Origin of the sequence: Butyricicoccus porcorum, from assembly GCF_051246315.1 — a bacterium.
Classification (GTDB): domain Bacteria; phylum Bacillota; class Clostridia; order Oscillospirales; family Butyricicoccaceae; genus Butyricicoccus_A; species Butyricicoccus_A porcorum.
The window spans coordinates 567,682-591,013 of the sequence record NZ_CP178353.1 but is presented as its reverse complement, the minus strand read 5'-3'; the positions used below and the strand labels follow the sequence as shown (position 1 = coordinate 591,013).

23 protein-coding genes and 1 tRNA gene are annotated in these 23,332 nt (G+C 55.0%); 21 read left to right on the top strand and 3 right to left on the bottom strand.

Annotation, left to right across the window (positions count from 1 at the left end; genetic code table 11):
* Positions 1–432 precede the first annotated feature (432 nt).
* From ftsY to ACLM7Z_RS02790, 15 genes are all read left to right on the top strand, one after another.
* Complete coding sequence (gene ftsY / locus ACLM7Z_RS02860; protein ID WP_435645569.1) at positions 433–1,353, top strand: signal recognition particle-docking protein FtsY; 921 nt, start codon at positions 433–435, stop codon at positions 1,351–1,353.
* Between the two features lie 3 nt (positions 1,354–1,356).
* Positions 1,357–2,082 carry a ribonuclease PH gene (gene rph, locus ACLM7Z_RS02855; protein ID WP_087016625.1) on the top strand — a complete coding sequence of 242 codons (726 nt, stop codon included), beginning with the start codon at positions 1,357–1,359 and terminating at the stop codon, positions 2,080–2,082.
* Positions 2,079–2,681 carry an RdgB/HAM1 family non-canonical purine NTP pyrophosphatase gene (gene rdgB, locus ACLM7Z_RS02850; RefSeq protein WP_087016623.1) on the top strand — a complete coding sequence of 201 codons (603 nt, stop codon included), beginning with the start codon at positions 2,079–2,081 and terminating at the stop codon, positions 2,679–2,681. The genes rph and rdgB overlap by 4 nt, the downstream gene beginning before the upstream one ends.
* A complete protein-coding gene (locus ACLM7Z_RS02845) occupies positions 2,682–2,981 on the top strand; it encodes a YhbY family RNA-binding protein (protein WP_087016621.1) in 300 nt (99 codons plus the stop codon).
* A gap of 14 nt (positions 2,982–2,995) precedes the next feature.
* A complete protein-coding gene (nadD, locus tag ACLM7Z_RS02840) occupies positions 2,996–3,574 on the top strand; it encodes a nicotinate (nicotinamide) nucleotide adenylyltransferase (protein WP_435645568.1) in 579 nt (192 codons plus the stop codon).
* A 61-nt stretch (positions 3,575–3,635) separates the two neighbouring features.
* Positions 3,636–4,199, top strand: a complete 564-nt coding sequence (gene yqeK, locus ACLM7Z_RS02835) for a bis(5'-nucleosyl)-tetraphosphatase (symmetrical) YqeK (protein WP_165760984.1) — start codon at positions 3,636–3,638, stop codon at positions 4,197–4,199.
* Between the two features lie 26 nt (positions 4,200–4,225).
* Complete coding sequence (locus tag ACLM7Z_RS02830; protein ID WP_087016614.1) at positions 4,226–5,338, top strand: LCP family protein; 1,113 nt, start codon at positions 4,226–4,228, stop codon at positions 5,336–5,338.
* A gap of 43 nt (positions 5,339–5,381) precedes the next feature.
* Positions 5,382–5,741 (top strand): ribosome silencing factor, encoded by a 360-nt coding sequence (rsfS, locus tag ACLM7Z_RS02825; protein WP_087016612.1) that lies wholly within the window; start codon positions 5,382–5,384, stop codon positions 5,739–5,741.
* Positions 5,742–5,785: 44 nt separating this feature from the next.
* Positions 5,786–8,311: a leucine--tRNA ligase gene (leuS, locus tag ACLM7Z_RS02820; protein ID WP_087016610.1), complete on the top strand. Its 2,526-nt coding sequence runs from the start codon at positions 5,786–5,788 to the stop codon at positions 8,309–8,311.
* 138 nt (positions 8,312–8,449) lie between these two features.
* Positions 8,450–8,629: a 30S ribosomal protein S21 gene (gene rpsU, locus ACLM7Z_RS02815; RefSeq protein WP_087016608.1), complete on the top strand. Its 180-nt coding sequence runs from the start codon at positions 8,450–8,452 to the stop codon at positions 8,627–8,629.
* 351 nt (positions 8,630–8,980) lie between these two features.
* The gene (locus ACLM7Z_RS02810; RefSeq protein ID WP_087016604.1) at positions 8,981–9,166 is read left to right on the top strand and encodes a hypothetical protein; all 186 of its coding nucleotides are present in this window, start codon (positions 8,981–8,983) and stop codon (positions 9,164–9,166) included.
* 126 nt (positions 9,167–9,292) lie between these two features.
* Complete coding sequence (locus tag ACLM7Z_RS02805; RefSeq protein WP_435645567.1) at positions 9,293–9,640, top strand: hypothetical protein; 348 nt, start codon at positions 9,293–9,295, stop codon at positions 9,638–9,640.
* 163 nt (positions 9,641–9,803) lie between these two features.
* A complete protein-coding gene (locus tag ACLM7Z_RS02800) occupies positions 9,804–11,795 on the top strand; it encodes a DNA gyrase/topoisomerase IV subunit B (RefSeq protein WP_087016600.1) in 1,992 nt (663 codons plus the stop codon).
* Between the two features lie 556 nt (positions 11,796–12,351).
* Complete coding sequence (locus tag ACLM7Z_RS02795) at positions 12,352–14,565, top strand: DNA gyrase subunit A (protein ID WP_273350570.1); 2,214 nt, start codon at positions 12,352–12,354, stop codon at positions 14,563–14,565.
* Between the two features lie 63 nt (positions 14,566–14,628).
* Complete coding sequence (locus ACLM7Z_RS02790) at positions 14,629–15,024, top strand: hypothetical protein (protein WP_273350571.1); 396 nt, start codon at positions 14,629–14,631, stop codon at positions 15,022–15,024.
* A 76-nt stretch (positions 15,025–15,100) separates the two neighbouring features.
* Here ACLM7Z_RS02790 and mnmA read toward each other — a convergent pair whose 3' ends face one another.
* Entirely contained in the window at positions 15,101–16,174 is a 1,074-nt protein-coding gene (gene mnmA, locus ACLM7Z_RS02785; protein WP_273350572.1) for a tRNA 2-thiouridine(34) synthase MnmA, read from the bottom strand.
* Positions 16,175–16,313: 139 nt separating this feature from the next.
* On the opposite strand from mnmA, the gene ACLM7Z_RS02780 reads away from it, so the two are divergent.
* From ACLM7Z_RS02780 to ACLM7Z_RS02765, 4 genes are all read left to right on the top strand, one after another.
* A complete protein-coding gene (locus ACLM7Z_RS02780) occupies positions 16,314–17,180 on the top strand; it encodes a dipicolinate synthase subunit DpsA (RefSeq protein WP_273350573.1) in 867 nt (288 codons plus the stop codon).
* Complete coding sequence (locus tag ACLM7Z_RS02775) at positions 17,177–17,746, top strand: dipicolinate synthase subunit B (RefSeq protein WP_242969745.1); 570 nt, start codon at positions 17,177–17,179, stop codon at positions 17,744–17,746. Before ACLM7Z_RS02780 ends, ACLM7Z_RS02775 begins: the two co-directional genes overlap by 4 nt.
* A 178-nt stretch (positions 17,747–17,924) precedes the next feature.
* Positions 17,925–18,650 (top strand): MgtC/SapB family protein, encoded by a 726-nt coding sequence (locus ACLM7Z_RS02770; RefSeq protein WP_435645566.1) that lies wholly within the window; start codon positions 17,925–17,927, stop codon positions 18,648–18,650.
* Positions 18,651–18,664: 14 nt separating this feature from the next.
* On the top strand, positions 18,665–19,357 hold the full coding sequence (locus ACLM7Z_RS02765; RefSeq protein WP_087016586.1) for an MgtC/SapB family protein: 693 nt from the start codon (positions 18,665–18,667) through the stop codon (positions 19,355–19,357).
* Positions 19,358–19,515: 158 nt separating this feature from the next.
* Here ACLM7Z_RS02765 and ACLM7Z_RS02760 read toward each other — a convergent pair.
* Positions 19,516–19,592, bottom strand: a tRNA-Met gene (locus ACLM7Z_RS02760).
* Positions 19,593–19,788: 196 nt separating this feature from the next.
* Positions 19,789–20,322, bottom strand: coding sequence for a stage V sporulation T C-terminal domain-containing protein (locus ACLM7Z_RS02755; protein WP_087016553.1), 534 nt, complete (start codon positions 20,320–20,322; stop codon positions 19,789–19,791).
* A 182-nt stretch (positions 20,323–20,504) separates the two neighbouring features.
* Between ACLM7Z_RS02755 and ACLM7Z_RS02750 the strand changes: the two genes are divergently transcribed.
* Both ACLM7Z_RS02750 and ACLM7Z_RS02745 read left to right on the top strand, forming a co-directional pair.
* Complete coding sequence (locus ACLM7Z_RS02750) at positions 20,505–21,887, top strand: glycerophosphodiester phosphodiesterase family protein (protein ID WP_165760981.1); 1,383 nt, start codon at positions 20,505–20,507, stop codon at positions 21,885–21,887.
* A 38-nt stretch (positions 21,888–21,925) separates the two neighbouring features.
* Positions 21,926–23,314 (top strand): S-layer homology domain-containing protein, encoded by a 1,389-nt coding sequence (locus tag ACLM7Z_RS02745; RefSeq protein ID WP_087016549.1) that lies wholly within the window; start codon positions 21,926–21,928, stop codon positions 23,312–23,314.
* Positions 23,315–23,332: the final 18 nt, after the last annotated feature.

Below are 23,332 nucleotides of genomic sequence, written 5' to 3'. Positions count from 1 at the left end.
TTTTGAGAAAAAGAAAAGTCACCAAAAGAAAACCTTTGTGGCGCGCTCCCGCGCGCGCAGACATGCCGGACAAACGCGTCCGTCAGTCTGCCCCCAACGGCACAAAACAAGCAGGGAGCTTATAGAGTTCTCTTTTTGAGAAAAAGAAAAGTCACCAAAAGAAAACCTTTGTGGCGCGCTCCCGCGCGCGCAGACATGCCGGACAAACGCGTCTGCCAGTCTGCTCCCAACGGCACAAAACAAGCAGGGAGCTTATAGAGTTCTCTTTTTGAGAAAAAGAAAAGTCACCAAAAGAAAACCTTTGTGGCGCGCTCCCGCGCGCGCAGACATGCCGGACAAACGCGTCCGTCAGTCTGCCCCACCCAATGATATAAAACAGGGTAAATTCATTCCAATCTGAATGTTGACAATAGAGAAAAGGAGGATTCCACAATGGGATTTTTCGATAAGATCAAACAAGGTCTGAAAAAGACGACAGCGGCGGTCAGTGAATCGCTCGGCGATGTTATGGCGGCCTTTGTCAAAGTGGACGAAGACCTGCTGGAGGAATTGGAAGAGGCAATGATTCTTGCGGATCTCGGTGCGGCGACGGCATCCAAAGCGGTTGACCAGCTGCGCGACCGCGCCAAGCACGAACGCATTGAGACCAGGGAAGAATTGCGCACTGCGCTGTGCGATATTCTCGCGGGCATGATGCAGGAGGATTCCGGGCTGGATGTATCCAGTGAACCGGCAGTCATTCTGGTCATCGGTGTCAATGGCGTGGGCAAGACCACGACCATCGGCAAGCTCGCCGCATCGTATGCGGCACAGGGCAAGCGTGTTATGCTGGCGGCAGCGGACACCTTCCGCGCGGCGGCAGCAGACCAGCTGACCATCTGGGCGAAGCGTGCCGATGCGGATATCGTCCGCCATGGCGAAGGCGCAGACCCGGCGGCAGTCGTATTCGATTCGATTGCTGCGGCAAAGGCACGCGGCTGTGATATCATCATTGTCGATACGGCGGGCCGTTTGCACAACAAGGCAAACCTCATGAACGAGCTGAATAAGATCGACCGCGTCATTGCGCGCGAATTGCCCGATTCCAGCCGGGAGACCCTGCTGGTGCTCGATGCGACAACCGGACAGAATGCCGTTTCACAGGCAGAGCAGTTTAACAAGGCGGCGAAACTCACCGGCATTGTTCTGACCAAGCTGGACGGCACTGCAAAGGGCGGCATTGTGGTCGCAATTTCTGCGGGGCTCGGGGTTCCGGTCAAATATGTCGGCGTCGGCGAAGGCATTGATGATTTAATGCCGTTTGAGCGCAGGGCGTTTGTCGAGGCGTTGCTGCCGGTGGAAGGAGACGAGTAAACAATGGCAAGACCTGATTTACGGCGCAACGATGAGATGCGCAAAATGAAGATTGTACCCAATTTTACGATGCATGCGGAGGGCTCCGTGCTCATTTCCGTGGGCAACACCAAGGTGATCTGCAATGCAACGGTAGAGGAAAATGTCCCGCCGCATGTCAAGGGCACCGGGCGCGGCTGGGTCACGGCGGAATACAGCATGCTGCCGCGCGCGACCAATACCAGAAACCGCCGTGATATTTCCAAGCTCAAGCTTAACGGCCGCAGCGCGGAGATTCAGCGTCTGATCGGCCGCGCGCTGCGCGCAGTCACTGATATGGAGGCGTTGGGCGAGCGCCAGATTATCATCGACTGTGATGTCATTCAGGCGGACGGCGGCACGCGCTGTGCATCCATTACGGGCGGCTATGTCGCGCTGTGGCTGGCGTGCAAAAAGCTCGTGGATGACGGCGTGCTCAAAAAAATTCCGCTGACCGGACAGGTTGCAGCGGTATCCGCAGGTATCTGGAACGACGAGCCGATTCTCGATCTCGCGTATGAGGAGGATTCGCACGCCATTGTCGATGCGAACTTTGTCATGACCGAGAAGGGCGAATTCGTAGAGATTCAGGGCACCGGTGAGGGCCGCCCGTTTACCAAGGAAGAATACACCCGTCTGATGTCACTGGCACGCCGCGGCACAGCAAAGCTGTGTCGGGAACAGAGAAAGATCACGGGTGAAGTCGGATGAAATTCGTACTTGCATCACACAATAAGGGTAAGATACAGGAAGTAAAGCAGATTTGGGAGCCGATGGGCTTCGAGGTCGTGCCGATGCCGAAGGATTTTCCGGAAATCGAGGAAAACGGCGAGAGCTTTGAGGAAAACGCGATGATGAAAGCGCGTGCCGTCAGCAAGGCGCTGGGGCTGCCGGCGGTTGCGGACGATTCCGGCCTGGTTGTCGATGCGCTGGATGGGTTCCCCGGCATTTATTCCGCCCGCTGGGCAGGGCCGGACGCGACGGCACATGACAGAAATCTGTTGCTGCTGGAAAAGCTGATGGCAGTGCCGGAGGATCAGCGCGGCGCGGAATTTGTCTGTGTGGCGGCGTGTGTATTCCCGGACGGCAAGGAGCTGACCGTGCGCGGGCAGTGCCGCGGCACGATTCTCAACGAGGAACACGGCAACGGCGGCTTTGGCTATGACCCGATTTTCTGCGTGCCGAAATACGGCTGCACGTTCGGTGAGCTCGACCCGGAGGTTAAAAATTCAATTTCACACCGCGCCCGCGCGTTTACCGCACTCGGCAGCGCGCTGCGGGTATACATGGAAGAAAAAGGAGAAAACTAAATGCTGACAAGCAAACAGCGCGCCCGTCTGCGCGCCATGGCAAATACGCTCAGTGACACCGTCCTCATCGGCAAGGAAGGGCTGACCGATGCAGTGATTGCACAGGTCGAAGAGGTGCTGGAAAAGCACGAGCTGATGAAGATTAAGATTTTGGAGACCGCGATGTTGACGCCGCGCGAGGCACAGCAGGTGCTGTGTGAGGAGCTGGACGCCGAGCCGGTACAGTGCATCGGCACCAAGGTTGTCATCTTCCGCGTTGCGCGCCAGCCGGAAAACCGCCATATCGACCTGAACGCATGAGCCGCGTCGGGATTATGGGCGGTACGTTCAACCCGCCGCACAACGGGCATGTGCACGCCGCGCGGCAGGCGATGGCAGCGATGCAGTTTGACCGCCTGCTGCTCATCCCCGACAACATGCCGCCGCACAAAACGATGCCGCACGGCTCGGCGGACGGGGAACAGCGCCTCGAAATGACGCGGCTGATGGCGCGGGAAATTCCCGGGGCGGAGGCATGCGACATGGAGCTGCGGCGCGGTGGGCGGAGCTATACCGCTGATACGCTGCGCGCGCTCCAGCGCGCGCTCCCGGAGGCAGAGCTGTTCCTCATCATCGGAACAGACATGCTGCTGACGCTGGACAAATGGCGCGAGCCGGAGACATTGTGCGCGCTGGCCGGGCTGGTCACGGTCGCACGCGATGACGACGACCATGCCGCGCTCGAACAGAAGGCCGCATGGCTGAAAGAGAAATGGAACGCGCGTGTCTGGCTTGTCGACTGTCCGGCACTGCCGGTTTCGTCGACCGATGTGCGCGCGGACCGCGCACTGTGCCGTGCGATGGTGCCGCCGGCAATTTATCAGTATATCGAACAGCAGGGGCTGTATTTCTAATTTTTTTTCAGGGGACAGACCGGCGCTGCGGCGCACGGCCGGAAATGAACGGAGGATCACCATGCGTTATGATGATGAAACCAGAAGAGATATCCTTTCCCGCCTGTCGGGGTTCCGTCTCAAGCACACGCTGGGCTGTGAGAAGGCCGCGCGCATGCTCGCACAGCAATATGGCGAGGATGAAGACAAGTGTGCCTTCGCCATGCTGCTGCACGACATCACGAAGACATTTTCTCAGGAAGAGCAGTTGAACTTGTGCGAAAAATACGGTATAATACCCAATGATGTCGAAAAAACAGAATGGAAAATGCTGCACGGGAAAACGGCAGCTGCCATTGCCGCAGACGTGTACGGCGCGCCCCCTGATGTGGTGCATGCAATCTCGTACCACACCACCGGCTGCGCAGATATGACCCTGCTGGATAAAATCGTCTATATGGCCGATTACATAGAAGAAAATCGCAGTTTTGACGGCGTGAAAACCGCACGAAAGCTGGCTGCACGAAATCTGGACAAGGCCCTGCTCTATGGCCTGAATTCCTCCTTGCGCGACCTCATTCACCGTGGAAAACAGATTCATGTGGATACAGTTTTGGCGAGAAACTGGCTGCTGGAGCATATGTAACAGACAGCGGATGGGACGAAGAGTGCATGGATAAGAAAGAGAACAGATGGCTGCGCCGGGTGCTGATTGTCCTGGCGGCGGCTGCGGTGGTATGCGTGGTAGGATATTTTGCGTTCTGCTACTGGGTCAATGCGTCCGGCTCCCTGCTGGGCGGAAACGAGCTCAATCCGGACGATATGGATCAGGGCTCGGCGATCGTCGTAGACGGCGAAGGGCGGCGCGATGGCGTGTTTACATTGTTTATCGCCGTGACAGATGAGGATGAAACACGAACCGATTCCATGATGGTTTTGGTGTTTGACACCAAAAACCATACGGCAAAGCTGCTCAATATCCCGCGCGATTCGCTCGTGGATACCGAGCGCCATGGCGCGGGCAAAAAGCTCAACGCCTCGTATGCCAGCGGCATTGAGCAGCAGCTGGATGAGATTTCCGGCGTCATCGGCTTCCGCCCGGACAAGTACATCGTCGCCAATTTTGACGGTGTTGCGGACATTGTGGACGCCATCGGCGGCATCGATTACGATGTGCCGTTTGACATGAACTACCATGATGCATCGCAGGATCTTTCCATCGAATTTAAAAAGGGCTGGCAGCATCTGGACGGCAAGGCGGTTGTCGAGTTTCTGCGCTGGCGCCATAACGACGACGGCACGGGCTATGACGACGGCGACATCGGCCGCGTGGAAAAGCTCCAGACCTTTCTGACCGCACTCGGCAAGGAGGTTCTCTCTCCGACCAACCTCATCAATATCCCGTCGATTGCAGCGGCGGTTTCCGAAAATGTGGAAACCGATCTGACGACCTCTCAGGTTCTCTGGCTCGGCATGCAGGCCATGAAGCTGGACATGGAGGAGGGCGTGGAGATGCAGACGCTGGTGGGCGACAACGCCATGGTCGGCGACCTGTGGTTCTTCATCCTCGACGAGGACATGATTCTTGACCAGATCAACGAGTCGTTCAATCCGTACACGCGCGAGCTGACGGAGGACGATTTTAACATCATCACGCCGGATGACCTCGGCATCTACAGCAGAAGCTGGGAGGAAGAGCGTGCCGTGCGCTATGCCGGCTATAAAAAGGCGCAGCAGAGCGACACCGGCAGCGGAGAGCTTTCGGATGACGACGATGATGAATAAACAGCTGTCATTTCCCTCAGGCAGGGAATAAGGAGAATATATTATGGCAAACAATACCACGGAAACGTATATCAAGGCCGCAGTACAGGCCCTGGACAGCAAGCGCGGACAGGATATTCAGGTGCTCAAGGTAGCTGACCTGACCACGATTGCCGAATATTTTGTCATCTGCACCGCGTCCAGCACGACGCAGGTTAAGACACTCGCTGACGAGGTGGAATTCCGCCTGAAGACGGATTACGGCATCCTGCCGCACCATGTTGAGGGACATGATTCTGCGAGCTGGATTCTGCTCGATTACGGCTTTGCCCTCGTACATGTATTCCTGGAATCCGCACGCAGCTTCTACAGCCTGGAAAAGCTGTGGAAGGATGCCGTACAGATTCCGGTCGACGAGCTGTAACGCATTGTTCGCATATACTTCAAAATAGATGGGAGTCACAAACATTGGAAAAATACGATTTCAAAGCCATTGAAGCCAAATGGCAGAAGGCTTGGGATGACCAGCAGGCATTTGCTGCAACCAACGACTATTCCAAGCCCAAATATTATGCACTGGTCGAGTTCCCGTATCCGTCGGGCGCCGGCCTGCACGTAGGCCATCCGCGTTCCTACACCGCACTGGACATCGTTGCCAGAAAGCGCCGCATGCAGGGCTATAACGTCCTGTATCCGATGGGCTGGGATGCATTCGGCCTGCCGACTGAAAACTTCGCCATCAAGAACCATGTGCATCCGGCGGAGGTCACCAAGCAGAATGTCGCACGTTTCAAGAGCCAGCTGAAGGCGCTCGGCCTGTCGTTTGACTGGAACCGCGAGATCAACACCACCGATCCGGAATACTACAAGTGGACACAGTGGATTTTCCTCCAGCTGTTCAAGAAGGGTCTGGCATACAAAAAGGAAATGGCAGTCAACTGGTGCACCAGCTGTAAGTGCGTGCTTGCGAACGAGGAGGTTGTCAACGGCGTCTGTGAGCGCTGCGGCAGCGAGGTCATCCGCAAGAACAAGAGCCAGTGGATGCTCAAGATTACCGAGTATGCACAGCGCCTGATCGATGATCTGGACGATGTCGATTACATCGACCGCGTCAAGAGCCAGCAGCGCCATTGGATCGGTCGCTCGACTGGTGCCGAGGTCGATTTCAAGACCACGGAAGGCGATGTGCTGACCGTCTACACCACCCGCCCGGACACCCTGTTCGGCGCAACCTATATGGTTATTTCGCCGGAGCACCCGATGGTTGAGAAGTGGGCGGACAAGCTGACAAATATCGATGCAATCCGCGCCTATCGTGAGGAGGCTGCACACAAGTCCGATTTTGAGCGCACCGAGCTAGTCAAGGACAAGACCGGTGTCAAGCTGGACGGCGTGCGCGCCATCAACCCGGTCAACGGTACGGAAATTCCGATCTTTGTCTCTGACTATGTCCTGATGAGCTACGGCACCGGTGCCATCATGGCAGTACCGGCGCACGATGACCGCGACTGGGCATTTGCAAAGAAGTTTGATCTGCCGATCATCGAGGTCGTCAAGGGCGGCAACGTACAGGAGGCTGCCTTCACCGACTGCGCAACCGGCATTATGGTCAACTCCGGTTTCCTGGACGGCATGACCGTAGAGGAAGCTAAGAAGGCAATCACTGAATTCCTGACCGAAAAGGGCGTCGGTCATGCGAAGGTCAACTACAAGCTGCGCGACTGGGTCTTCTCCCGCCAGCGCTACTGGGGCGAGCCGATTCCGCTGGTCAAGTGTGAAAAGTGCGGTTGGGTTCCGATTCCGGAGTCTGAGCTGCCGCTGCGCCTGCCGGATGTCGATTCCTATGAGCCGACCGATGACGGCGAATCCCCGCTTGCATCGATGACCGATTGGGTCAATACCACCTGTCCGTGCTGCGGCGGCCCGGCCAAGCGCGAGACCGATACCATGCCGCAGTGGGCCGGTTCTTCGTGGTACTTCCTGCGCTATATGGACCCGCACAACGACAAGGAGCTGGCTTCCAAGGAAGCACTGGAATACTGGGGCCCGGTTGACTGGTATAACGGCGGCATGGAGCACACCACGCTGCATCTGCTGTACTCCCGTTTCTGGCATAAGTTCCTGTATGATATCGGCGTTGTTCCGTACAAGGAGCCGTATAAGAAGCGCACAAGCCACGGCATGATCCTGGGTCAGAATCCGCACAGCTTCGTCAACCTGCCGGAAGACGAAAAGAAAAAGCTGCTGGAAGAGTTTGGCGATGAAAAGGGCGCGAGAAAGCATCTTGTTGAGAAGTATGGCGAGATGGCAGAGCATCCGGTTGTCAAAATGTCCAAGTCGCTGGGCAATGTCGTCAACCCGGATGAGACCATCGACGAGTACGGCGCGGATACCATGCGCCTGTATGAGATGTTCATCGGCGACTTTGAGAAGTCCGCTGCCTGGTCGCAGAAGGCAATCAAGGGCTGCCGCCGCTTTGTCGAGCGTGTCTGGGCTCTGTTTGACAAGGTACAGCCGGGCGATGAATACAGCAAGGAAAATGAGGTTGCGATGCACCGCACGATCCAGAAGGTCAGCGAGGACATTGAAAACCTGAAGATGAACACCGCTATCGCGCAGATGATGACGCTGCTCAACCAGCTGTACGACAACGGCGTCAACCGCGCTGAATACAAGACCCTGCTGACACTGCTCAACCCGTTCGCACCGCATGTGACCGAGGAGTTGTGGCACATGCTGGGCGAGACCGACCTGCTGAGCCTGCACACCTGGCCGGAGTTCGATGAGAAGAAGACGGTTGAGTCCTCCATCGAGATCGCTGTACAGGTCAATGGCAAGGTCAAGGGCAAGATTACCCTGCCGATGGACTGCCCGAAGGACGAGGCACTTGCCATTGCTATGGCAGATGCCAAGGTACAGAATGCCATCGCGGGCAAAAATGTGGTTAAATCCATCGTTGTGCCCAATAAAATTATCAATCTCGTTGTCAAGTAAACCGTCCCGCATGCTTTTTTGGACAAACAGAAAAGTAGTGCTTGACAGTACACTGGGAAAACGATATAATATATTCACGGCATTTTTGCCGGATTGTGCAAAAGCGTTTATTGGCAACGCGCGGAGGGAGGGAAAACAATGTCGGAAATCCGCGTAAAGGAAAACGAGTCTCTCGACAGCGCACTGAGAAGATTTAAGAGATCGTGCGCAAAGGCGGGTGTGCTTTCCGAGCTTCGCAAGCGTGAGCATTATGAGAGCCCGAGCGTTAAGCGCCGCAAGAAGTCCGAAGCGGCTCGCGCAAAGAGAAGAAAGTATTGATTTACTACTTGCTCAATCAACACCGGAACGGGAAACCGTTTCCGGTGTTTTTTGCTGTCCGGGCGCATAATGCGCCGTTCGGCTGCACATACTACCTGCGGAGCAGAAATCCCCGGCGCGTGTCATAGGTCATGTGCTGGTGCACCCGGCCGGCGCTGGAGAGATAAACCAACCCGATCCGGACTCTGTAACGCAGGTATCCGCCGGACGGATGCGGAATGCGGTTTCCCCGTTTGTGATGGGAGACCGCATTCTTTTGCATAGCAGCGCGGAATGTGATATACTGAATATAATATTCTGTGGGGCACATGGCCCGGTGTATATTCCCATGCATTTCAGGAGGACAGGCTTATGAGTAAAACAGAAAAGTTCTTCCGCGCGCTGGCGTGGTTTGGTCTGGGCGCAATGGTCGGTTTCCTGCTGGCGCCGATTAAGAAGGGTGTGGACATCAGCATTTGCAGCAACAATGTCGGCACGGATGGCTTTCCATTCTTTGACGATGACGATGAGGATGCATTCGACGATCTGGAAGACTGAGCTTTGTGAACAATGTGGAAAGAACACCCGCCGCCGGGTGTTCTTTTTTGTACAGATGTGGTATACTTAGTTCGTCGCGGGGAGACTGACCCTGCGCAGACTGACAGGAAGAGAGACTGAATGACTATGGGCAGCAAACAGAATACGAAAAAGAAAAAGGCAGACGGTATGTGGATCAGCGACGAACGGCGTATTACAGAGGAATGCCGCAAGGTGTATCCGGCGCTGTATCGGCTTCAGCGCATTGCGCTCATCATTGCATCTGTTGCACTGGTTATCACGCTGGTGACGCCGACCATTTTTTCAAAATCCATTGCAGGCTATGAATCATGGGGGAATACCTATGAGATTGCGACGATTGTTCTTACACTTGTGTTACTTGTGCTGTATGGCGTCGCCAATTACTTCTGGCAGGAAAAGATGAAGCTCTTCCGCGCCGAGTCGGAAAAGAAAAAGCTGAAGAAAAAGAAATGAAATGGAATTCTGGCCTCGAATGGGGTCAGAATTTTTTTATGCATGGAGAAACCGGCCGCAGGATTTCAAAACGCAATGATTTGACGCGCGCGGAGAATTGCGATATAATACCGAGTATTCGGGAATTTATGATTCAGAAGTATGATTTGGAGTTAATAATAGCATGAAAAAAGCAAATCAATACGGCAATGAGAGCATTTCCGCGCTCAAGGGCGCAGACCGTGTGCGCAAGCGCCCGGGCGTTATTTTTGGCTCGGACGGTTTGGATGGCTGTCAGCATGCAGTATTTGAAATTTTATCCAACTCAATTGATGAGGCGCGCGAAGGGTATGGCAGTGAAATCACAGTCACGCGCTTTGCCGATTATTCTATTGAGGTAGAGGATCATGGCCGCGGTATTCCGGTTGATTTCAATCCGAATGAAAAGCGGTATAACTGGGAGCTGGTATTCTGTGAGCTGTATGCCGGCGGCAAATATAAGACCAATGACGGTGAGAACTATGAGTTTTCGCTTGGCCTGAATGGTCTCGGTACCTGTGCGACACAGTATTCATCGGAATATATGGATGTCATGGTTCGCCGTGACGGTACGGAATATACCCTGCACTTTGAAAAGGGCGAAAATCAGACCGGAACCAAAACCGGTTTCAAAAAGAAGAAATATGATGGGAAGGATACGGGTACCATGATCCGTTGGCGTCCCGATCTTGAGGTGTTTACCGATATTTCCATTCCGGAGTCGTATTATCTGGATGTGCTCAAGCGGCAGGCTGTGGTCAATCCGCATCTGAAATTTATTTTCCGCAATCAGACGGAAACCGGTTTTACAACGACGGAATTTTGTTATGAAAACGGCATCACTGACTATGTTGCAGAGATTGCGGAGGACAGAGCACTGACCTCCATCCAGTCGCTCAGCGGAGAACGCCGTGGACGCGACCGTGCGGATAAGCCGGAATATAAAGTACGGCTGAACTGTGCGTTCTGCTTTTCTTCCAGTGTGTCTCGTTTGGAATATTATCACAACTCGTCATGGCTGGAATACGGCGGCGCGCCGGATAAGGCAGTGCGTTCCGCGTTTGTCTATGCGATTGACGCTTATCTCAAGCAGAACGGCAAATATAACAAGAATGAGAGCCGCATTTCGTTTCAGGATGTCTCGGACAGTCTGATTCTGGTTACGAGCTGTTTTTCAACGTATACCTCGTATGAAAACCAGACGAAAAAGGCGATTACCAATAAGTTTATACAGGAAGCCATGACGGAATTCCTGCGCTCCGGCCTGGAGATTTATTTTATTGAGAACAAGGCAGAAGCGGACAAAATTGCGGAGCAGATTTTGATTAACAAGCGTTCGCGTGAGCAGGCGGAAAAAGCCCGCTTGAATATTCGCAAAAAGCTGTCCGGCTCGATTGATGTTGCCAACCGCGTACAGAAATTTGTCGATTGCCGCACGCGCGATGTCTCGCGCCGCGAGCTGTACATCGTGGAGGGCGATTCCGCACTCGGTTCCTGTAAGCAGGGACGCGATTCGGAATTTCAGGCGATCATGCCCATCCGCGGCAAAATCCTCAATTGTCTCAAGGCGGATTATGATAAGATTTTTAAGAATGATATTATCACAGATTTGTTGAAGGTACTCGGCTGTGGTGTTGAGGTCAAATCCAAGGCGTCCAAAGACCTGTCTACGTTTGACTTGAACAATCTGCGCTGGAACAAGGTCATCATCTGCACCGATGCTGATGTCGATGGCTTTCAGATTCGCACGCTGGTGCTCACGATGCTGTACCGCCTTGTCCCGACGCTGATTGAAGAGGGATATGTGTATATTGCAGAGTCGCCGCTGTACGAAATCACTTGCAAAAACAAGAGTTATTTTGCGTTCGACGAGAGTGAAAAGGCGGATATTCTCAAGGAACTGGCGGGCAAAAAATACACCATCCAGCGATCCAAGGGTCTCGGTGAAAATGAAGCGGATATGATGTGGGAGACCACGATGAATCCGGAGAGTCGTCGTCTGATCCGTGTTCTGCCGGAGGATGCCGCTGCGACCAGCGAGATGTTTGATCTGCTGCTCGGAGAGAATCTGTCCGGTCGAAAGGAATATATCGCGGAAAACGGCTGGCAGTATCTGGAGTTTGCAGATATCTCCTAACCCCCCTCTCTTACTTCTCTTTTTGAGGAAAAGAGAAGTAAGCAAGAGAAAACCTCTCTCCGCGCTCCCGCGCGCGACCCCGTCCCGCCGGTCAAACGACGACCGGCGGTTGGCAGAAGTTGAGGGGAACGTGCTTTGCGCTCCCGCGCGTGGCCCCGTCCCGCCGGTCAAACGACGACCGGCGGTTGGCAGAAGTTGAGGGGAACGTGCTTTGCGCTCCCGCGCGTGGCCCCGTCCCGCCGGTCAAACGACGACCGGCGGTTGGCAGAAGTTGAGGGGAACGTGCTTTGCGCTCCCGCGCGTGGCCCCGTCCCGCCGGTCAAACGACGACCGGCGGTTGGCAGAAGTTGAGGGGAACGTGCTTTGCGCTCCCGCGCGTGGCCCCGTCCCGCCGGTCAAACGACGACTGGCGGTTGGCTGAAGTTGAGGGGGCAGAACAGTTCCAAAAGCCTTCTTTTTGAGAGAGGTATCGAAGACGGAGCGAGATGTTAGCTGAAAAGCGCGTATATAACAAACTGGTTTATCAAATAGAGAAGGAAAGGTAGTTTTTTCCTAAATGGCAAAGAAAAAAAGCAAACAGCAGCCCGTGCGCGAATATCATCCGCTCGAGCCGGCCACGCAGCGCATTACAGAAACGCTGCGGGAAAATTATATGCCGTACGCAATGAGCGTCATTGTCTCGCGTGCGATCCCCGAATTGGATGGCTTTAAGCCGTCACACCGCAAGCTGCTGTATACAATGTATAAAATGGGTCTGATGGGTGCGACACGCACCAAATCGGCAAATATTGTCGGTCAGACTATGAAGCTCAACCCGCACGGCGACGCCGCCATTTATGAGACTATGGTGCGCCTGACGCGCGGCAATGAAGCCCTTTTGACTCCGTTTGTCGATTCCAAGGGCAACTTTGGCAAGGTTTATTCGCGCGACATGGCATATGCTGCTTCGCGTTATACCGAGGCCAAGCTGGATAAGATCTGTGCGGAGCTGTTCCGCGACATTGACGCGGATGCAGTGGATTTTGTCGACAACTATGACGGCGAGCTCAAGGAGCCGACCCTGCTGCCGACGACGTTCCCCAATATTCTGGTTTCTGCCAATACCGGCATTGCTGTCGGCATGGCAAGCGCTTTCTGTGGATTCAATTTGGAGGAGGTCTGCCGCACCACCATCGCGTACATTCAGGACAGCGGCTGTGACCTGATGGAGACACTCCCGGCACCGGATTTCCCGACCGGCGGCGAGATCATTCTCGACCGTGCGGCGATGCGCAAAATTTATGACACCGGCCGCGGTTCCTTTAAAGTCCGCGCAAAGTGGGAGTATGTCAAAAAGGAAAATCTGATTGAGATCAAGGAAATTCCGTATACCACCACCATTGAGGCGATTATTGACAAGATTGCCGATCTGGTCAAGAGCGGCAAGCTGCGTGAAATCTCTGATATTCGAGATGAGAGCGATCTGTCCGGTTTGAAAATTGCAATTGATCTCAAGCGCGGCGTCGATCCGGATAAGCTCATGGATCGTTTGATGCAGCTGACGCCGTTGATGGACAGTTGTTCGTGCAACTTCAATGTGCTCATCGGCGGCATGCCGAAGGTGCTCGGCGTGCGCGGCATTCTCGAAGAGTGGGTCAAGTGGCGAACCGAATGCAAGCGCCGCACGATCCGCTTTGACCTGAATAAAAAGAAGGAAAAGCTGCACCTGCTGCACGGACTGAAGGTCATCCTGCTGGACATCGACAAGGCAATCCGCATCATCCGCGAGACCGAAACCGATGCGATGGTTGTCCCGAACCTGATGGAAGGCTTCGGCATCGATCAGGTGCAGGCGGAATATATTGCAGAGATCCGTCTGCGCCATATCAATCAGGAATATATCCTCAAGCGCATTGAGGAGACCGACGGACTGGAAAAGGAAATTGCCCGGCTCGAGGGCATTCTGGGCAGTGACACAAAGGTACGCCGTCTGATTGTCAAAGAGCTGGAGAATATCATCAAAAAGTATCCGTCGCCGCGCCGCTCGGTCATTCTCGACGCCGATGCCGTCGGGCAGTTCGACGCGGAGGATCATATTGAGGATTATCCGGTGCATCTGTTCCTGTCAAACGAGGGCTATTTTAAGAAAATTACGGCGCAGTCGCTGCGCGGTGCGTCCGATCAGAAATTTAAGGACGGCGATGACCTGCATCAGACACTCGATGCGACCAACAAGCAGGAAATTATGTTCTTCACCGACAAACAGCAGGTTTACAAGGCACATCTGTACGATTTTGACGACACCAAGGCAAGTGTCCTGGGCGAATACCTGCCGTCTAAGCTGTCGATGGATGAGGATGAAAAGGTTGTGTTCATGCTGCTGCCGGGTGAATATACCGGCAGCCTGGTTGTGGTCTTTGAAAACGGTAAGGCGGCGCGCTTTGAGCTGTCCGGCTTTGCGACAAAGACCAATCGTCGCCGTCTGACGGGTGCATATTCTGACCGTTCACCCGCAAAGGCATTCTTCCACATCACCGAAGAACGCGACATCACAATTTTTGCAAGCAATGGGCGCGCTCTGACGGTCAATACCTCGATTATCCCGGAAAAGACGACGCGCACCACGGTCGGCGTACAGGTGATGGTGCTGCGCGGCAGCCATACCGTCACGCGCGCCAGCGATGCGGCAGAGGTATCGTTTGTCCAGCCGCGCCGCTATGTCTCGCATTCCATTCCATCCATCGGTGCACTGCTCAAAGATGAGGACAAGGGCCAGCTGAGTCTGCTGTAAAAAGCGGTTGTGCGGCGTATCCCTTTGGTATTATAATAAGAATCAGAGGGAAGAGGGTTGGATATGGACGAATTATTAACGCTGATTCATCAGAAATACGATAATATGCAGGATTTCTATGATGAAAGCGGTTTGACATCGGCGGAGCTTTTGGATATTTTACAGCTGGGAGCTGACGGTGTGGATGAGATCGGCTGCTTTCAGCTGTGTCATACGCTGCATATCAGTATGGATAAATTTTCGATCGGCATCATTGAACCGGAGGAAATGACCAAGAACATCGAAACAGTTGTGCTGGAGGATGTCATCGGTGAGTTGATTTTTCGTCTGCATGACCACCCGGTTACGCTGGGCGGCAGCCGCATTCATCCCGACGTACTGGATGCCTTTCAGTACGATTTGGAGCAGGCGCTTATCGTTGCCCGTCGCAGGCAGAAGGGAAACGACTGTCTGGATTGAATACAGGTTGATAGAGTGAGAAATCCCCCGGACGCATTTTATTGCGTCCGGGGGATTTTTGACAAATGTCTGGTTTTTATTCACAGATGGTGCCGCCGCCGAGAACGATATCGCCGTCATAGAACACTGCCGCCTGTCCGGGGGATACTGCGCGCTGTGGTGCGTCTAGCCGAACGCGGACGATGTCGTTGTCCGGTGTGAGCGTCGCGGGCGTTTCCGCGCCGTGATAGCGTGTGCGCACACAGCAGCGCACCGGTTCAGTCACGTGTTCCCAGGCGATCCAGTTGACGTCGCGCACACAGAATTCCGTGCACAGCAGGTCTTCTTCATAGCCGACCGTGACGGTGTTGCGTGCGGCGTTTTTGTCGATGACATACAGCCTGCGGTCGGCGCTGATGCCCAGCCCGCGGCGCTGTCCGACGGTGTAGTAAATCACGCCGCGGTGCTGTCCGATGACCTTTCCGGTCTGATCGATAAAATCACCCGGCACGGCGGACAGTCCGCAGTGCTCGCACAGGAATTTGCCGTGGTCACCGTCCGGGATAAAGCAGATATCCTGGCTGTCTTTTTTGCGGGCATTGACCAGACCGCGCGCCTCGGCGATTGCACGGATGTCGTCCTTTTCATAGCCGCCGAGCGGCAGCAGCGTGTGTGCCAGTTCGTCCTGTGTCATGGAATACAGCACATAGGACTGGTCTTTGGACGGTGCGGCGCCTTTTTTGAGCACCCAGCGGCCGAAGGTATCGCTGTATTCAATGCGGGCATAATGTCCGGTTGCAATCGCGTCAAAGCCCTCGGCACGCGCCTGCTCAAGCAGTCGGCCGAATTTCAGATGGCGGTTGCAGTCCACACACGGATTGGGTGTCAGCCCGCAGGCATATCCGTCCGCAAAGCGCTGGATGACCTCGGTGTGAAAAAGATCTGTGAAATCGAACTGATAAAATTTGATGCCGAGCGCGTCGCACACACGGCGCGCGTCTGCGATATTGTCCTCTGTGCCGCACGGGCGGTCGCTTGTGCCGGATTCCGGCGCATATAGCTTCATGGTTGCGCCCGCGATGGAATAGCCCTGCTCGAGCAGCAGGACGGCGGTCACGGAACTGTCAACACCACCGGACATGGCGGTGAGAATACGATTGTGCTGGTTCATGGCGGAGCCTCCTTCGGTTCTGTCTTTGATTATACGGAACGGCGGCGGTGTTGGCAAGAGTGGATTGCACGGCACGAGAAAAGCTGTGTCAGCGGCGCGCCGGACGCATAGGATGGAGGCATGGAAGGGGGAGGGGTTCATGAAACACACGCTGACCTTTGCGCTGGCAGGCGGCGACGTGCGGCAGGCCTATCTGGGCGGGCTGCTGGCGGCAGACGGCGCACAGGTGCGCACCATTGGACTGGAGCGCAGCGGCACGGAGCTGGAAGCCGGCGGCGCTCCCCGCACGCTGTTTGCTGAGGCGGATGTCATTTTGCTGCCCATGCCGGTGATGGGCACGCGCGGGAGGCTGAATGCACCGCTCGCCAATGCGCCGTATAAGCTGACCGATGTGCTCGATGCCATTCCGGCAGGCAAGCCGGTATATGGCGGCTCTGTGCCGCGCATGGTACGCGATATGGCGGCGCGCCGCGGCATTGAGGTACAGGATTATCTGGAACGGGAGGAACTGGCGCTGCTCAACGCGATTCCGACGGCAGAGGGTGCCATTCAGATCGCCATGGAAGAGCTTCCGGTTACGCTGCACGGTCTTCCGGTTCTGGTGATCGGCGCCGGGCGTATCGGCACGGCACTGGCACCGCGTCTGCGTGGACTAGGGGCACATGTCACAGTTTCCGCACGCCGATATGATGACTTTGCACGTATTCGCAGTGGGGGATACCATTATCTGGATACACGCAGACTTGCCGGACAGCTGCATGCGTTCCCATTGGTCATCAACACCGTGCCATCGCCTGTGCTGACGCGGCGCGTGCTGGCGGATTGTGCGCCGGATACACTTGTGATTGATCTCGCATCGGGAAAGGGCGGCGTCGCTGACGATGCAGGTGATCTGTGCCGTGTCATTCATGCGCTGTCATTGCCGGGGCGCGTTGCGCCGCGCAGTGCAGCTGCTGCGATTTATGATACGGTATGCCATATGCTGGAAGAGGAGGGATTGCTGTGAGTCTGACGGCAGGCTTTGCGTTGTGCGGCTCCTTCTGCACGATAGATCGTGTGCTGGGCGTGATGGAACGCATGGCGAAGGATGGCTGGAATATGATCCCCATTGTCTCCGAGACAGTCGGGACGCTGGATACACGCTTTGGTTCGGCACACGATACGCTGGATGAAATCACACATATCTGCGGCAGGGAGCCGATGCGCACGTTACAGGATGTCGAACCCATCGGGCCGAAGGCCATGATGGATGTGTTGATTATCGCGCCGTGCACGGGCAGCACACTCGCGCGGTTGGCGCATGGGCTGAGTGATACGCCGGTATCACTGGCGGCGAAATCCCAGCTGCGCGTGGAACGCCCGGTAGTGCTCGCCGTGTCCAGCAACGATGCACTCGCCGCGTCCGCACCCAATATCGCAGCGCTGCTCAACCGCAAGCATTATTATTTCGTTCCGATGCGGCAGGATGCCCCACATGCCAAGCCGCGTTCGCTTGTCGCCGTGATGGAGAGCATCCCGGAAACCGCACAGGCTGCGGCAGAGGGGAAGCAGCTCCAGCCGATTTTCCTGTGAGACGCAAAATGCCCTGATTCCACGCGGAACCGGGGCATTTTTCCCTGCCTGAACCGGTGGGACAGGACGGCGCAGGTGCTCCTGGTTCCGGCTTGTCATCCGTGCGGTTGTGTGCTATAGTGAAACCAATAAAATGAGGGCATTTTTGTAAAAATTCCAGGGGAAAGGAGGATGTAGCATGGGCGAAGCATTGGCTTATCTGCACGAATTCAACATTGTCTCCGTCACACTGCGCCTTGTGCTGGCGATGGTCAGCGGCGGCATGATCGGCATGGAACGCGGGCGCAAACGCCGCGCTGCCGGCTTCCGCACCTACATACTTGTCTGCCTTGGTGCCGCGCTGACCATGCTGCTCAGTCAGTATGAGTTGACCATGCTCTCTACGCGCTGGTCGGCGCTGGCGGAACAAATCGGTTTGCGGACAGATGTCTCGCGTTTTGGCGCACAGGTCATCAACGGCATTGGTTTCCTCGGCGCAGGCACCATCCTTGTCACAGGACATCAGCAGGTCACAGGCCTGACAACCGCAGCCGGACTGTGGGCATCTGCCTGTATGGGGCTTGCCATCGGTGCAGGCTTTTACGAATGCATCCTTCCGGCATTTGTGCTGATTTTTCTGTGCATCCGGGTCTTTCCGATTGTCGACGGGCTGATTCAGGAAAATTCCAGAATGATGCATATTTATGTTGAATTTGAATCGCTGGACAATGTGGGCGCGATTATCAGCCGCATCAAATCACAGAATATGCAGGTTCTCGATATCGATATTGAACGGGGCCGGGAAAAGCGCGGGCAGTATCCCAGCATTGTATTTTCCATCCGTCTGAACCAGCGAAAAGCGCATGAGCAGGTGCTGTCCTCCATTGCGGATCTGGACTGCATCCGTGTCATCCGGGAAATCTGAAGGGAGGTGCAGCCATGCTGCCCATATTTGACGGCCTGCGGGACGTTACATTGCTGTCAGTGACACTGCGGTTGCTGCTTGCCGTGCTGTGCGGCGGTGCAATCGGCATTGAGCGCGCATTCAAGCGTCGCCCGGCTGGTTTTCGCACGCACATTCTGATTTGTCTGGGCGCGGCAATGACAACACTGACCAGCCAGTATCTGTATCTGAATATGCATTATTATACTGATATGGCGCGGTTGGGCGCACAGGTGGTCGCGGGAATCGGTTTCCTCGGCGCGGGCACGATCATCGTCACACGCCGCCAGCGCGTCAAAGGCCTGACGACAGCCGCAGGTCTGTGGGCATCCGCCATCATTGGCCTCGCTCTTGGCGGTGGGTTCTATGAAGGCGGTATTCTTACAACGATCATGATCCTGCTCACGGAACTGCTGTTCTCCAGGCTGGAACGCCGTGTACTGGACAATGCGCCGGAGATCAATTTGTACATGGAATATACCGATAAGCGCTGTCTGGAACAGGTTTTGAAGCTGTATCACGACCGCAATCTCAAGATTCTGAACATGGAAATCACCAGAGCTACAGGAAGTAAAAAGCACAATGCCTGTGCGATCTTTACGCTGCGGCTGCATAAAAACTGCAAAGTCGGACAGCTGGTGGACAGTGTCGCCGCAGTCAGGGGCGTGATTTCGGTTGAAGAGCTGTGAACCGGAGGGAGACTGTCGATGACCTTGGATGCCGGCTGTCCTGCGGGCTGCGTGGCATGTCGCTGAAGCTGTGACAGCCGAACTGGCACATGCTGTCCGGAAAACAGTGAAAACAGTATAGAAAAAAGCCTGAATCAAAATGATTCAGGCTTGCATAATGGTTGCGGAGGCAGGATTTGAACCTACGACCTTCGGGTTATGAGCCCGACGAGCTACCGAACTGCTCCACTCCGCGATATTGTGTTTTATTTGCCTCTCTCGTTGAGTGCTTAATTAGAATACCACACAGAATACGGCATGTCAAGACTTTTTTGAAAATTTTTTTCATGTAGAGGGCGACTGGAGAGCGGATCGCCCGGAGCAGCAGCCGGAATCATACGAATCATGCCGGAAATGCGGGAACATCCGGCCATTTCCCGCGGCAGGAAGGATTACATGGTCATTTGCTGGCTGAGAAAGGTAGCAGCTGTTTGCAGCAGCTTGCTTTCTACCTCACCGACAGTGGGATGCTGTTCATCGCGCAGCAGTGCTACGCAGCCGGATACATCACCGCCTGCAATGACCGGAGCTGCGATGGAAACACGGTAGCGGTCATCATCGGTCAGGCAAATCGGTGTGTCTGTGGGGCGGATGATCTGCCGCTGCTCCATGGCACGTTCCAGCTCCGCGCTGATGCTGCGTTCATATACATCTTTTTTTGCAGTGCCGGATACGGCAATGACGGAATCGCGGTCACAGATGACACAGCTTGTTCCGATGGTCTTGCTCACGGAATCGCACAGCTGACTGACGAACGTGTTCAGGTCTCCCATGGGAGAATATTTTTTGAAAATGACCTCACCATTGCGGTCGGTGTAAATCTCCAGCGGATCGCCTTCGCGGATGCGCATGGTTCTTCGGATTTCCTTTGGAATGACCACCCGCCCGAGATCATCGATGCGGCGGACAATGCCCGTTGCTTTCATATACATGCCTCCATGTTATTTTTTTATTAAAAATTAGCCGGCTATCTGGTTGCTTCCAATATGGATAGTATTTATATATTGCAGAAATTTATACCGCAGAAGGGCAAAATCCCGCATAAAGCTGTGGATATATGGAACAGCTGTATGATATGCGTATTTTGACAAAGAAATGGATATGCGGTATGATAACAAAACAGGGGGTGAAGACCATGCGGCAGTCAAAACGAAAAGCGGCAATCTGCTTTGTGCTGGCAGGATTGTTGCTGTGCTGTGCGCCTGCGTTCGCCTTCACGGATACAGAGGGACATCCGGCGGAGGCGGATATTGACCGTGCCGTGCGGCAGGGCTGGCTGTCCTGCGGGGCAGGCGACCGGTTCTCACCCGATGCCGCGTTGACGCGCGGGGTATTTGTCACGGCACTTGCAAAATTAGACGGCGCTGACCTTCCGCCTGCCGGACATATCTTTTCCGATGTTCCGGCGGGACGATCCTGCGCGCGCGCTGTGCAGTGGGCTGTGGTCAACGGCATTGCCTCCGGTACGGAATCGGGCAAATTTTCCCCTGACCAGCCGGTGACGCGTGAACAGGCTGCTGTCATGCTCATTCGGCATGCCAATTACAGCGGTGTTGTCCTGCCGCGCAGGCGGAGCAGAACCGTGCAGTTTTCCGATCTGGATGCCTGCTCAGACAGCGGGCTGGATGCGCTGTATACCCTGTACCGAGCAGGGATTTTTGATGCGGTGGACGGGGAGATTCGCCCGGCAGACGTCATGACACGCGCAGATTGTGCCGTGCTGCTGCGCCGGTATCAGGGGGTCTGTGAGGGAACCTGCCCGGACGATCAGCGGGCCATGGTCATCAGCCACATGGGCTATTCGGTGGAGGCTCCGGAAAACACACTGGAGGCATATGAGCTGTCGGATAGCAGAAACTATATTTATGTGGAAACCGATGTGCGGTTCACCCGGGACAATGTGCCGGTGCTGCTGCACGACGAGACCATTGACCGCACAAGCAATGGCACCGGAAAGGTAGCGCAGATGACATATCAGCAGCTACAGAGCTTCTGTTTTGATGCGGGAAAAGACGGCTATGCAGGTACAGCACTGCCAACCTTCCGCCAGTTCATCCAGCTGTGTGCCGAGCGCTATCTGCACCCATATATCGAACTCAAATCCACGGTGTCCGGCAAGCAGCTCGAACAGATGTCTGATATTGTCGCCGAATATGGCATGGCACAGCATGTCACATGGATCAGCTTTGATTATTCCAATCTCAGGAGTATCTGCCGCAGGTATCCGCAGGCAGAAGTGGGATATGTGCGTTCTTATGCGGACGTTCGGACAGTGGAACAGACCGAACAGCTCAAAACAGGAAAAAACAATGTATATCTCTGTGCGAAGTACACCACACTGACCAGTTCGGTGCGCGCACAGTGTCTGCGTGCAGGGATTTACCTTGAGGCGTGGACAATAGACGAACGGCGGACCGCCGTGCAGCAGCTCAATACCAGCATCCAGGGGATTACGGTGGACAGGCTGACGCCGGCAGACATATACCGTTGATGACATGATTTGAACCAAGGAATCCGGGGGCGATTATATTGAAAAAAATACTGTCTTTTGTGCTCGCTGCGTCGCTGCTGCTTTGTGGGCTGCCGACGCAGTCGCTTGCTGCGGGGTTTACGGATATCCAGGGACACTGGGCAGAGAAGAGCATTAACCGTGTCGTGGAAAAAGGACTGTTTTCCGGCGTTTCCGCGACAGAATTCCAGCCGGACGGCACCATGACGCGCGCGATGTTTGTCACCGTGATGGCAAAATACAGCGGCTACACGCCGTCTGACTATCATACAAAAAAGTTTAAGGATGTGCCGGCGGATGCCTGGTATGCATCGGCAGTTGCGTGGGCGGTGCAGAACGGTGTTGTCAGCGGAACCTCGGACAATACCTTTTCCCCGAATGCACCGGTCAGCCGCCAGCAGGCGGCCGTCATTTTGGTTGCCTATTCCAATGCGGCCGGTGTGCTGCTGCCGCGCACGCGATCATGCTCGGGCTTTCCCGACAACGCACAGTGCGCCGATTATGCGCTGGACGCTGTGTATACGCTGTACCGCGCCGGGCTGGTTGACGGCATGCCGAATGGGAACTTCGGACCGAAGAATGGGATGACCCGTGCGCAGTGCGCGGTAATTTTGTGCGGCTATTTAGATATCTGTGCCCGCAGCTGTACGGACACGGAGAAGATCAGCATGGTCAATCATCGCGGCTACAGCTGTACCGCACCGGAAAATACCCTGCCTGCCTATCAGGTGTCCGCTCAGATGGGGTATACATATGTGGAAGCGGATATCCAGTTCACGGAGGACGGAGAGCCGGTGCTGCTGCACGATGCGACAATCAACCGCACCAGCAATGTCGAAGAGGTCACCGGCAGCGATCAGAAGGTATATCTGTCTCACTGTACGCTGACACAGCTGCAAACCTATGATTTTGGCTCGTGGAAGGCGGAAAAATATGCCGGGACAAAAATTCCGACGTTTCGGGAGTTTATCTCTCTGTGTGCACAGAACGGTCTGCACCCGTACATCGAGCTTAAACAAAAGATGACACAGCAGCAAGTCGGGCAGCTGGTGGACATTGTCAGAGAATATGACATGTATGACAACGTCACATGGATCAGCTTCTATTCGGACAACCTGACGAAGCTGTGCGCTGTATGTCCGGCGGCAGAGCTTATGCTGCTGGCAACGACAATGGATACAGACAACATTGAGGCGGCAAAGAGCCTCCAAAACGGAAAAAACTGTGTTCTGCTCAGCGTGCGCTACAACAAGCTGACGGCTGCACAGCGGGCGGACTGCCTGCGTGCCGGACTGGATTTCGGCGTGTGGACGGTTAACAGCAAAGAAGATGCCATTCGGCAGACGAATACAAGTGCCATGTTCCTCACGACGGATGAACTGACTTGGGATACGCTGTATTCTGGCTGACAGAGGTTCTTTTATGCG